Annotated in this window: 9 protein-coding genes; 6 read left to right on the top strand and 3 right to left on the bottom strand. The window is 44.3% G+C overall.

Translation table 11 applies throughout. The features are described from left to right. Positions 1-189: 189 nt before the first annotated feature. Positions 190-2,376, bottom strand: a complete 2,187-nt coding sequence (locus FTV29_RS10655) for a carboxy terminal-processing peptidase (RefSeq protein ID WP_159138497.1) — start codon at positions 2,374-2,376, stop codon at positions 190-192. Positions 2,377-2,575: 199 nt separating this feature from the next. Between FTV29_RS10655 and nagZ the strand changes: the two genes are divergently transcribed. After that, positions 2,576-3,598 (top strand): beta-N-acetylhexosaminidase, encoded by a 1,023-nt coding sequence (nagZ, locus tag FTV29_RS10650; protein ID WP_005172743.1) that lies wholly within the window; start codon positions 2,576-2,578, stop codon positions 3,596-3,598. A gap of 121 nt (positions 3,599-3,719) precedes the next feature. Continuing rightward, entirely contained in the window at positions 3,720-4,586 is an 867-nt protein-coding gene (locus tag FTV29_RS10645; protein WP_005172745.1) for a class I SAM-dependent methyltransferase, read from the top strand. Positions 4,587-4,610: 24 nt separating this feature from the next. Here the strand turns inward: FTV29_RS10645 and FTV29_RS10640 are convergent, their stop codons facing one another. Next, positions 4,611-5,948, bottom strand: coding sequence for an alpha/beta fold hydrolase (locus FTV29_RS10640; protein WP_005172747.1), 1,338 nt, complete (start codon positions 5,946-5,948; stop codon positions 4,611-4,613). A gap of 322 nt (positions 5,949-6,270) precedes the next feature. Between FTV29_RS10640 and FTV29_RS10635 the strand changes: the two genes are divergently transcribed. The 4 genes from FTV29_RS10635 to FTV29_RS10620 all read left to right on the top strand — a co-directional run bounded on the left by FTV29_RS10635 (position 6,271) and on the right by FTV29_RS10620 (position 11,767). Beyond that, entirely contained in the window at positions 6,271-7,536 is a 1,266-nt protein-coding gene (locus FTV29_RS10635; protein WP_034609142.1) for a glutamate-5-semialdehyde dehydrogenase, read from the top strand. Positions 7,537-7,985: 449 nt separating this feature from the next. After that, positions 7,986-9,206: an acetate/propionate family kinase gene (locus tag FTV29_RS10630; protein WP_005172750.1), complete on the top strand. Its 1,221-nt coding sequence runs from the start codon at positions 7,986-7,988 to the stop codon at positions 9,204-9,206. Between the two features lie 54 nt (positions 9,207-9,260). Next, positions 9,261-11,399 carry a phosphate acetyltransferase gene (gene pta / locus FTV29_RS10625; RefSeq protein WP_100329250.1) on the top strand — a complete coding sequence of 713 codons (2,139 nt, stop codon included), beginning with the start codon at positions 9,261-9,263 and terminating at the stop codon, positions 11,397-11,399. A gap of 227 nt (positions 11,400-11,626) precedes the next feature. Continuing rightward, positions 11,627-11,767, top strand: a complete 141-nt coding sequence (locus FTV29_RS10620) for a hypothetical protein (RefSeq protein ID WP_159138498.1) — start codon at positions 11,627-11,629, stop codon at positions 11,765-11,767. A gap of 426 nt (positions 11,768-12,193) precedes the next feature. Here FTV29_RS10620 and FTV29_RS10615 read toward each other — a convergent pair whose 3' ends face one another. Next, positions 12,194-12,433: a DUF2171 domain-containing protein gene (locus FTV29_RS10615; RefSeq protein ID WP_005095591.1), complete on the bottom strand. Its 240-nt coding sequence runs from the start codon at positions 12,431-12,433 to the stop codon at positions 12,194-12,196. Positions 12,434-12,996: the final 563 nt, after the last annotated feature.

The following is a 12,996-nucleotide window of genomic DNA, read 5'->3' as shown; positions in this document are numbered from 1 at the left end:
GTTTAAATCTATTTTTCCAGTTTATTTATTCGACCACCGTCACAATTTTTTTCTTTTTATTTAGACAGCTAGCAATTCATGTGAAAAATTTATTCTGATTTTTAAATAGCCGGATATCATAAAAAAATAGCCTGTCGAAACAGGCTATTTTTTTAGATCCTTAGATACTTAAATGGACATGCTTAAAAGTTACTGTTTGGCCTGTAACTTGGCATAGTCCAGTAACACATTTGCCGCTTCAATTACAAAAGCTTCTTCCTCAGGCAAAGCCGGACGTTCTTTGGCCTTCATCTTGGCACGTGTTTCAATCAAGGCATCCAGCGAAGCCTGATAACTTTCCCAATTTGGATAAGGTTTCAGACCTGTTGCAGCACGGCGAGTGTTTTCTGCGTCCAGCGTTTTTTGCTCCATGGCAATCAACTCAGCTTTACGCTGTTGCAAGTCCAGTACCTGACGTTTCTCTTCTTCGGCTTTCTTCATCACGGCTTTACGCTGTTCTAAATACTTGAACTGAGAATCCAGTGTGACCCGTTGCTGAGAAAGTTTAGCCAATTCAGGAACGTATTTCTGTACAGCGCCTTCACGTTTAAATGGTGCCGTTGGAATGGTATCCCACTGCAAGGCATTTTTAGCCTTACGCTCACCAAACTCTTCGTTATAAATATCGACCAGTTTAATGTCCGGAACGACGCCTTTATTCTGGGTACTGCCACCGGTCACACGGTAGAATTTACGCTGCGTCAATGTCGCCTGACCATGCGCCAGACTATCCAGTTGTACTTGTGCTGTACCTTTACCGGTGGTAGTACTGCCAATCACAATCCCGCGTTCATAATCCTGAATCGCAGCAGAGTAAATTTCACTGGCCGATGCAGAGGCAAGATTCACCATCACTGCCAGTGGACCCGCATAGGTTTGTGCACCGCCATCATCATCTTCAAAGACGCTAACATTGCCATTACCATCACGAATCTGCACCACTGGGCCAGATTTAATCACCTGCCCCAACATACGTGCCACTTCTTCTAGTGAGCCACCCGGGTTATTACGCAAATCGACAATAATTCCGGCAACATTTTTGGCCGCCAGTTCTTTTAAAGCCTTATTGGTATCTTCAGAGACTGAACGATAATCTGTACCGGCACGACGTGCACGATAGTTCAGGTAGAACGACGGGATTTCAATCACACCATATTGATATTTCTTGCCATCGCGCTGAATGTCGACGACACGCGTACGCACACCGGCATCTTCTTCCTGAATCACATCACGGGTAATGGTCACGTTACGTGCCTGCCCCATGGTCGCGCCTGCACCGAGTAAACGTAGAGTGACTTTAGTGCCACGCTTGCCGCGAATCAGACCGACAATTTCATTGCTTGGCCAGCCAATCACATCGACCATCTGTTCGCCATCCTGGGCTACACCAATGATACGATCACCCGATTTCACCTGACCGGATTTACTCGCAGGACCACCTTCGACAATGGTTTCAATCTTGGTGTAATCTTCATTGCCACGTTCAGGACGAATCGAGACCCCAACCCCTTCGAGCTGCAAAGTGGTCTGACGATTCAGCTCCATCGCATCTACAGGCGGGAAATAATTACTATGCGGATCATAGGTCAGCATCATCGCATTCAAGGTCTTGTCGAGCACATCATCACTCTTGATCCGGCTGACACGTTCCAGCTGACGGGTATAACGCTTGGTCAAGGTTTGTGCAGGCGTCAGATCTTCAGGACCGGTAAGGTCTTGTCCATTGGCCAGTTCTGGATTGGCCTTCAGTGCTTTCTGTTTGGCCTGTTCTTCTTCTTTACTGATGGTCAGATTGATCAGCTGGGACACCAGCATTTTTGACCAGTGCGCGCGCTGTTCAGCCTCAGTTTTAAAGAATGGTGCTTTTTCACGATCCGTTTCGATATAGACATTTGGCTGATTCAGGTTCTGTGGTTTTTTCAGCTCATCCAGCATATAAGTATAGAACTGAGTCAGGCGCTGACGATATTGCGCATGGATTTCATAAGAACCCGACAAATTGCCAGCTTTCAGGTGAGCACCGAAATTGGCCCCATAACGTTTCTTGTAATTTTCAACTTCTGGTGCCAGAAATAAGCTATGTTCCGGATCCAGACTATCGATATAGAAATCGAAAATACGCTGCGAAGTCTGGGCATCCAGACGCATATTCAAATAGTGCTGACGATCCACCAGCGTCGCCAGTTGACGTGATACCAATGCCTGTTCCTGAGATGGCTGAATGGCTTTGCTGACCACTTCTGCACTATTGGCTGCAATCGCATCATTCACGACATGGGTAAAAAAGAAGCCACCTGTCGCAATCGCAACGGCGCAAGCTATCGTTTGAAATTTCATAAATAATTCGTACTTCCTTGGCCTAGAGACCAATGTGACCGTGTTGCTTTTCGACCAGAATTTAAAGTATTCAGCATCTTAAACAACTTAATATGTTTATGTCGTGTAGTTTTATCATATTCTGTGCTGACAAAGTGTAGCAAATCATTGCAGAAATCAGGTATTGTTTCCCGGAAAAATTCTAAAACGGATTCCGCATATGATTGGCGCATTGATGCTCGACATCGCAGGCACAACCCTGACTCAAGAAGATATTGAACTATTCGGTGCGCCGCAAGTCGGTGGAGTCATTTTATTTGGACGTAACATCGAATCTGCGGCTCAAGTCCGTGCCTTAACCGATCACATGCGCCAGATTCGTCCTGATATTTTGATTGCAGTCGATCAGGAAGGTGGACGTGTGCAGCGCTTAAGACAGGGCTTTACCCTGCTCCCTGCGATGGGGAAATTTGGCGAACTGTATGCTCATGATTCGCAGCGTGCTTTAGATTTGGCCGAAAAATGCGGCTGGCTGATGGCGATTGAAGTACTGGCTGTCGGGATTGATTTCAGTTTTGCGCCGGTGCTGGATTTAAACGACATCAGTGATGTGATTGGTGACCGAAGCTTTGCCAGAAATATTTCAGATATTATTCCACTGGCCAGCGCATTTTTAAAAGGGATGAAACGTGCAGGAATGGCATCAACTGGGAAACATTTCCCGGGTCATGGTTCAGTCAAAGCGGATTCACATGTTGCCGCAGCCATTGATATGCGCAGCTATGAAGACATTCAGCAAAAAGACATGCAGACCTTTATCCAGTTACAGCCGCAACTCGATGCTTTAATGCCAGCGCATGTGATTTATAGTCAGGTAGATCCCAATCCGGCCGGATTCTCGGAATTCTGGATTCAGAAAGTTTTGCGTCAGCAACTCGGTTTTGACGGCGTTCTGTTCTCGGATGATTTAAGCATGCAGGCCGCCTGTGTGGCAGGCGGTGCCGATGCCCGAATTCAGGCCGCACTGAAAGCCGGGTGTGATATGGGGCTGGTCTGTAATGATCGTGCAGCACAATGTATTGCACTGGAAGGCATTGCCGACCTGCCGTTGCCAAATCAGGAACGTTTAGAACGTATGCGCGGTCAAATTCCAGCGATTCAAATTGGCACTGAACTGGATCTGGGTGATGAATGGCGCAAGATTCGTGATGAAATACTGGTATTCAAGCAGCAGACTAGCTGAAACTTTTTAAATCCAATCAATATGATAAAGGAACACGACAAAGTGTTCCTTTTTTATTATGATGTTAAAAAGGCGCTACTTCTGTAGCACCCAACTAAAATAACAATAAGGTCAGAACCCTATGCCAAAATCACTTTCGCAGCATCGCCATATTTCTTTTACAGCACATTATACCGGCTATATCTGGTATCAAATGGGGATCTCACATCCGGTTTTTGCCACGACTAAAGGCAAGTTTCTGGCCACACTGCTACATCCACTCGAAGTATGGGCAGAACGCTCTGTGGGTGGCAGTATGCGTACCACACTCAAGCAGCGTCATCAGATGATTGATGAACATCTGTGTCAGTTGATCGAGCAACATCCACAACTTCAGATTCTTGAAATTGCCTGCGGTTTGTCTCCACGTAGCTGGAATTTCAGACAAAAATTTCCCGAGATTGATTATCGCGAACTGGATCTTCCCGACATGGCCAGAATCAAGACCCAAGCCTTGCAGCAGATTGATCAGCAGGCTCCCGAAGTGCTCACTGCAGATATTTTTAGTGAAGAGTTGGACTGTATCTTTCAGATGTTTGATCCCGACCAACCTTTGGTGGTAATTAATGAGGGGCTGATTAATTACTTTGATCAACGCATGTTGCGTATTCTGTTGCAAGGTATTGCAGAGAATGCACGACATTTTCCAGCCTTGCATTACCTTAGCGACATTTACCCAGAACCCGTCAAAAATAAATTGGCGAATTTTATTTGGAGCTGTAGCCGTCTGCTTAAATTCATGTCACGCAGTGCATTTACCTTTCATTTTAAAACCCCCCAAGAATTACAGCACTTTTTTCAAGATGCCGGTTTCAATCAGGTTGAGGTACAACAACCGCAACGTTATTTTGCCGAGCCTCGTCAGCAAAATCTGACACCGGAGCAGGATGAACATCTCGGTGATCTGGTCTGGATGATTCATGCAGTGAAAAAAAACAGCGTTAAATGACGCTGTTTTTTTATTAAGCCCCGATTAAATCACTGCATCGAAAGCGTCTTCTTGCTGAAGGATTTTCTGTTGTTGCACAAAAGCCAATAAACGTTCTGCCACTTCAAAACTGCCATGTTTAAACAGGGCCCGCACTTGAGTCTCATCCTGTTCAAAGATCAGACATTCGATCTTGAACTCGCCGTTTTCATCTTCCAGATGCAAGGCCAGATCACGCGGATAAGCTGCGGCACACTCTGTCTGTCCTGCGTCTAACTCCAGCAATACTCCAAAGAAATTCATGTCGATAATTTCTACATTCAACAGCAGATCCGAATGACGATGACTCAAATAACGTTGTGGCTGTTGCACACAAATCCGTTCTTCACCGCGCCGTTCAATCTGCTGCATCTGTTCACGGCTAAACGGAATAATTCCCGGCAACTGCTCGACTGCTTCATCACGCAAGAAGGTGGCAAACAGATGCATAGTTTCTTTCCTGCGCTGCAACTGAGGCACATGGTCAGCACCGGCAATTTGTACATACTGCATATTTGGACATTGCAGGGCAAAATTGGCATTCTCATGTGGCAAGGTAAAACTGTCATATTGACCACAGGCCACCAGAACCTTGCACTGTGGAATCGGCACGTGGGTCAGACGCAATAGACGGTTGCAGTTAATATCATAACGCTCTTGTTCGGTCACCGTGAATTCTGACATCTGCTTGAAGAATAAGCGCTTTGCTGTTGGTGACATGCGGGTTTCTTTGAGACGGGCATGATTGACCAGATATAAAATGACCGCCTGACCAAATTCATCCATGCGCTGTTCTTTCATCAGATGCAAGGATTCTTCCAATAGCATGCGCCAGCTTTTGCGGGTTTTCTGCATTACGCCCATCAGGATCATCCGATCCACCAGTTCAGGGCGCTGGTCTGCCAGACAGGAGGCGACTACTGAGCCTAAGGACATGCCTAAAATTGAAACTTGAGGAAGTTGCATCTGCTCCAGCCATTGCCCCAGCATGGCAGCAAGGTCTTCAAGCTCTAGAGTTCCAGCCGACAGACCAGTATCCACATTGCTGATCTGCTGGTTGGCTCCCATCGAAGGCAAGTCAATCAGAATGATCGGGCCGGCAGCGAAGAGCTGTTCGACACAATATTTATAGGAATTAAAATTCTGGAAGGCGCCCCCAATGATCACCATCGGCCTGAGATGCAAGGTATCCGGACGGGCAATCGCCATATATTCGATTTTCCAGCCATCCATCCAGGTGCTTCGTGCTGGCTGCTTAAAACTGTGCTTATCATAAAGATCAAAAAAACCATAATGGCTTTGCGAATCCAATACATGGGCATCCATGTGGATAATGGAATTCATTTTCCTTTTCCTCCGTCCTTGCCTTATTTTTATTGTGCAAGTCATGATTAACAGATCTTATGCTTCAGACACATTCCGATGAGCCTGAACACGCATCCTGCTCTTTAATAATTATATATGACTTCAATGTCGCTTATTTCATTCTATACAGAGCGGCTTTTCACAAGCAACCGCTTCAGCGACCACTTATCTGCTTTTAAACAGAAAACAATTTCAAAATGTTTAGAAGTCCGCGAAAACGGATGATTTTTAACAGATGGGCTTCATTGTCCGGCAGCAGACTGTTAATATCGAAGTGAAATTTCTAAGTGATCAAAGCGCTATGCAAGAGTCTATTGAACAATATATGCAAACGGTAGGACAGCAGGCACGCCAGGCTTCTCGCATTTTGGCTCGTGCGTCCACCCAAACCAAAAACAACGCACTATCGGCTATTTATACGGCTTTGGAAAATAGCCAGCCGGCTATTTTGGCTGCCAACCAGAAAGATATGACCAAAGCGCATAATAACAATCTGGACAGTGCCCTGCTTGATCGCTTAGAACTCAACCCCGCACGCTTTAAAGGTATGTTAGAAGGCCTGAAAGATGTGATTGGCCTGAAAGATCCGATTGGTGAAATTAGCGATATGGCTTATCGCCCATCTGGCATTCAACTGGGCAAGATGCGTGTACCTTTAGGTGTGGTCGGCATGATTTATGAATCACGTCCCAACGTGACCCTGGAAGCGGCTTCACTGGCGCTGAAATCAGGCAATGCGATTATTTTACGTGGCGGTTCAGAAGCACTGGAATCCAATCAGGCGATTGCCGCGGCAATTCAACATGCGCTGAAAATTTCCGGCCTGCCAGAATCAGCAGTACAAGTGATCAATACCGTTGATCGTGCTGCAGTCGGCCAGCTCATTACCATGACCGAATATGTCGATGTGATTGTGCCTCGTGGCGGCAAGAGCCTGATCGAGCGCATTACTGAAGAAGCTCGTGTCCCGGTGATCAAACATTTGGATGGTAATTGCCATATCTATGTGGAAGCACAGGCGGATCTGTTAAAAGCCTTACCCATTGCTTTAAATGCTAAAACCCATCGTTATGGCGTGTGTAATGCCATGGAAACTTTGCTAGTCGATGAAAAAGTCGCTGAAGAGTTCTTGCCCCGCATCGCAGAACTTTATCAGGAGAAAAAAGTAGAGCTCCGTGGTTGCAAAGAAACCCAGCGTATTCTTGCTGATGCAGTGATTGCGGCCACTGAAGAAGACTGGTATACCGAATATCTGGGCCCAATTCTGGCCATCAAAGTGGTTTCTGGCATAGAAGAAGCGATTGAACATATTAATCAGTATGGCTCACATCATACCGATTCGATCATTACTGAAAATTACAGTCTGGCACGCGAGTTTTTGGCCGGTGTCGATTCGAGTTCGGTGATGATCAATGCCTCGACCCGCTTTGCTGATGGTTTTGAATATGGCTTAGGCGCGGAAATCGGAATTTCAACCGATAAAATTCATGCCCGTGGTCCGGTTGGTCTTGAAGGCCTGACCTCACAAAAATGGATCGTATTTGGTGATGGTCAGATTCGCCAATAACTATTTCAGCTGATCACTTTAAAAATCAGCTTTGTTCGCAAGGCTGATTTTTTATGGATATAAAAATTAAAACCGAAATGGATCAGAACCTTTGGGTCATTTTATTGATGAATCTCTGTATAGAATTGTATGTATAAGTCATATTTGCTGTTTTAGGCACTAAACTGAAAGCAATCTGTTCCAGTACGACATTGAAAATAGAATTTGGCAGCTTTATTGATTATATTTTCAGCATCATTTTATTTATAAATGAAAACTATGAACTGATAAATTTTAGTTATTATTGTCAGCCTGGTCGATAATGCTTAAGTCTAATCTGCTAAAGTCTATCTAGGACAGAAAAAAAACAAATGTTAAAACATCAATATTGATTCAGCTTAGTGCCTTTTTGCTGATCACTGGATCAAGTCAATGGACGAGAATTTTAATTAAAAATCGGGTAATCAATCGTGTCTAAATCAGTATTAGTTATTAATTGTGGCTCTTCTTCAATCAAGTTTGCATTACTTCTTGAGGAACAGAACTTCCGTATTCATGGTTTAGCTGAGAACTTAGGCACAGAGAATGCTCGTATCAAAGGCGTGACTGTCGGTAACGAACCAGTCGATATCCATATTCCATTTGCAGATCATAAAAAAGCCCTTGAAGTTGGTTTGGAGCGTCTGGCTAACTATCGCCCAGATGCGATTGGTCACCGTGTGGTACATGGTGGCAGCCTGACCAAAGCAGAATTGATCAATGATGAAATTATTGAAAAGATTCGTGAAGCAACGCCGCTTGCGCCCTTACACAATCCGGCACATCTGATTGGCATTGAAGCCACCAAACGCTTGTTCCCAGACTTACCGCAAATAGCAGTATTTGATACCGCATTCCATCAAAGCATGCCAGCACATGCATATCGCTATGCCCTGCCAAAATTCTTATATACAGCCCATGGTGTGCGTCGTTATGGTTTCCACGGCACCAGCCATGCTTATGTTTCAGACCGTGGTTCTGAACTGGCAGGTAGCCTGAAACAAGGCGGCTGGTTAACAGCACATCTCGGTAATGGCAGCTCGACCTGTGCCGTGTGGAATGGGAAAAGTGTAGATACGTCAATGGGCTTAACCCCGCTTGAAGGTATTGTCATGGGCACCCGCAGTGGCGATGTCGACCCAAGCCTGCACAGCTTCCTGGCAAAGAACCTGGGTTGGGATATCTATAAAATTGACAAGATGCTGAATAGCCAGAGCGGTCTGTTGGGTCTGTCTGATTTGTCGAATGACATGCGTACCCTGATTGAAGCATCGGAACAAGGTAATGAAGATGCTGCATTAGCGATTGAAGTATTCTGCTACCGTCTAGCCAAATCTCTGGCAGCACTGAGCTGTGGTCTGCCACGTATTGATGGCTTGTTCTTCACTGGCGGTATTGGCGAAAATTCTGCCTATATCCGTGAAAAAACCATGACTTATCTGCCCCACTTCGGCTTCAACCTGGATAAAAGTGCCAATAATGACCTGAAACGTGGCACTGAAGGCCGTATCGATTCAGGTACAGGTCCACAAATCTGGGTAGTGCCAACAGACGAAGAAGGTCGTATCGCTCAAGAAGTACATAGCGTTGTAGAACTTGAAGTGGAGCAAAAAAACGCAAAAAAGTCTGAAGCTGAGGTAGCGCTTGCATAAGCAAGCAGGGCCACTTTTTAACTGATTTTTATTATTGTGTGACTGACGTAACTTATGAAAACGATTCTATTGGTTCCCACTGGGGAAGGCGTAGGCTTAACTTCTGCATGTTTAGGCCTGATTTATGCACTGGAATGCCAAGGGGTTAAAGCTGGCTTTCTCAAACCTTTTGCTCAGGAATTGAATGAAGTCGAAGACCGTACTACGGCTTTGTATCGTCATATTTCTCAAAGTGAAACTGTTGAACCAATCCGTTATAGCAAAGTCTTGCAGCAGATTAATCTGGGTGAACAGGATGAACTGCTGGAAGAAGCGGTACGTCTGCATCGTCAAATTGCCAGACAACATGACCTGATTATTGTCGAAGGTCTATTGCCAAATGCTCAGGACAGTTTTGCCGATGATCTGAATGCCTCGCTGGCGCAGGCTTTGGATGCCAAAGTGATTGTGGTCAGCAATGCCAATATCCAGCAGCCAGGTCAGACTGCCGATAAAGTTGAAAACCAGATTCGCAACTTTGGTGGCGCCAGTTCAACCCGCCTGTCTGGCATCCTGTTGATGCGAACCAAAGGTCTGCCTGAAGAATCTGCACAGATTCCTGTAACGCTTGATCCGGATTTACGTCTTGCAGAAGAAACCACACAATTTATTCGTGCCATCCAGCAAACCCATCCACATATTGGTTCAGAAAAGTTACCTGTAATTGGACTGGTGCCTTTCAGTAAAACTTTAAGTGTGCCGCGTATATCTGATCTGGCGGCACATATTCAGGCCTACTGGATTAATGAAGGCGAAGCGAAACAGCGCCGTGTCCAGCACAGCAGCCTGATTTCGGCCAATATTGAACATGAATTGCATAAATTTGTAGCGGGTGAATTGATCATCAGTGCATCTGACCGGATTGATGTGTTATTGGCCAGCAGTCTGGCCAGCAGCAATGGTATTCCTTTGGCTGGCTTGGTGCTAACTGAACATCATCAACCAAATGATCACGTACTGGAATTTTGCCAGACCGCCATCAAACAAGGTTTACCAATTTTACATACACCGCTTAGTACCTTTGAAACCGCACAAAAACTGGTAAATCTCAGCAATGAAATTCCAGTAGATGATACGGAACGTGCAGATCAGGTCACGCGCTTTGTTTCGAGTCACATCAATCCGGAATGGCTCGGTCAGATGTTGAATGGTTCTTATAAGCCACGTCTCTCGCCTTCAGCCTTCCGGCATGAACTGGTACAAAAATCGATTGCGGCCAAAAAACGTATTGTATTACCTGAAGGTGATGAACCACGTACGATACAAGCTGCAGCAATCTGTCAGTCGCGTGGCATTGCACAATGTATTTTATTGGCCAATCCCGAATCTGTTTTAGAAGTGGCAAAAGCTCGTGGTATCGAATTGCCTGAAGATCTGGAAATTCTGGATCCGGATCTGATTCGTGATAACTATATCGACAAGATGGTCGAGCTACGTAAAGGCAAACTCAACGAACTGCAAGCGCGTGAACAGCTGCAAGACACTGTGGTGCTCGGCACCATGATGCTGGCGCTGGATCAGGTTGATGGTCTGGTCTCTGGCGCGGTACATACCACGGCCAATACCGTACGTCCTGCCTTTCAGCTGATCAAGACTGCACCGGATTATTCATTGGTTTCTTCTGTGTTCTTTATGCTGCTGCCAGATGAAGTCTATGTTTATGGCGACTGTGCGATTAATCCTGATCCAGATGCAGAGCAGCTGGCCGAGATTGCGATTCAATCAGCAGATTCTGCCAAAGCCTTTGGCATTGACCCGCGGATTGCCATGATTTCTTACTCTACCGGAACTTCAGGTATGGGTGCCGATGTCGAGAAAGTGGCTGAAGCAACACGAATTGCCAAAGAACGTCGTCCTGACCTGCTAATTGATGGGCCATTACAATATGATGCTGCCTCGGTTGAAAGTGTTGGCCGTCAAAAAGCACCAGATTCACAAGTGGCCGGACGTGCCAATGTCTTTATTTTCCCGGATTTAAATACGGGTAATACGACTTATAAAGCTGTGCAACGTGCTGCCAATGTAGTCAGTGTCGGGCCAATGTTGCAAGGTTTGAACAAACCGGTGAACGACCTGTCTCGTGGTGCTTTGGTCGATGATATTGTATTTACCATCGCCTTAACCGCGATTCAGGCAGAACAGCAGGCTCAATAAATTTAATAGCTCCGCACTCACCACCCTCTCGCAAGATGGGGTGGTTTTTTTAATCATTTTTGTTCTAAAGTCGGACATTCTATAATCTGTCGATTACTTTTCTAAAAATAAAAAATGCTCTCAAAGAGCATCACATCAACACTGATCTTAAATGGAACCGCATCTACTTACACTTACTGAAAGTTAAAAATCTACTCACATTTTTAGCGCTCACGCAAATCGATGAAATGCGTTATATGACCGGCTTGAAATGGCATTTTACACTTGAAGATATGCAGGCACATAGTCAGCGCTGTTTGGCTGATCCAACCCGTTATGACTTTGCGATTTGTTTAAACCATCATGATGAAATGATCGGTAAACTTTGAATTCTAGAAATCAATCTTGTGCTCAACATGCTGAATTTTGTATTGCAATCTCAACAATCACTTGGACAGCTCAAGGCTGTGGCAGTGAAGCGCTCAAGTTGGTCAAAGAGTTTTTCTTTAAGCCATTACAACTCAAAAGTCTTTGGACATAATTGAGGTGGAAGTCGTGCCTAGGAAAAATGTGGTTTTCAAACGCTAAAAATCATACAAAATGGTTTTGAATATGAAGGGAAATTTTCAGATAAAATCATCATACAGGCTCAAAATCCATTTCTGGCAGAATGCAAAACCAAATAAAAAAGAATCAACTACGCATAATAAATGCCAGTCTTTCGAACTGGCATTTTCAACGATTACTAATAAAGTCTGTGACATAAAAAATTAAGCTGAGACAGCCCTGCTTTTCAGTCCATTGACTTTAATTTTTTATAAGGTGGTCCACTCTTTACGCACATCTTCTGCTGTTTTATTGAGCACTACGCTATCGTCTTTGATTTCGCTTACCCAACTCAAGGGAATCAGATGATGCTCATTATTTTCATCATCACTTCTTGTCAATTTAATTGAATCCTGACCTTCTAAATGGTCTACCTTCCCGACTTGAGTACCACATGAAGCAATGACTGAAGCATGTTCTTTAATATCACTTGCATTAAAATTGTTCATTCTACTTGCCTGTTTCTAGAAGTTGGGAGAAACAGTCTAAGCAATAAAAAACGCCACATGTGTAAGGCTTTTCAGGCTTTGGGTTTTGAAGGGTTAAGAATGTAAACGCTTAGCACGGTTTAACCCACTACATAACAAAAATGCTTTTTGAAGTTGAGTATTCAGATATTTTTATAGCTTGATGAATTGGATGTGAAGATGTGAAGATTTGAAGATTTGAAGATTTGAAGATTTGAAGATTTGAAGATTTGAAGATTTGAAGATTTGAAGATAGCGTAATTTAATAACACCTTAAAATAGGAGAAAGAAGATAAGCTTAGGCTTGCTCTTCTTTCTGACCGTACATCCAAGTTGCAGCGATATATACACAAAAACCAGCTGCCATCAAAATACCTGTAACCATTGTTAGGATCTCCTTTATTTGATAGCTGCATTATGTAAAAGTTTTATGACAGTTATATGACAATCTGGTTTTTTATTAAATTTTAAATAAATAATAAAATTCAATTACTTAATACAAAATCATAAAAATTATACGTATTTTTAATCTGAAATATGACACT

Source organism: Acinetobacter sp. YH12254, assembly GCF_013417415.1.
Taxonomy (GTDB): Bacteria; Pseudomonadota; Gammaproteobacteria; order Pseudomonadales; family Moraxellaceae; genus Acinetobacter; species Acinetobacter pseudolwoffii.
The sequence above is the reverse complement of the archived record's forward strand: the minus strand, read 5'-3'. Positions and strand labels throughout refer to the sequence as shown.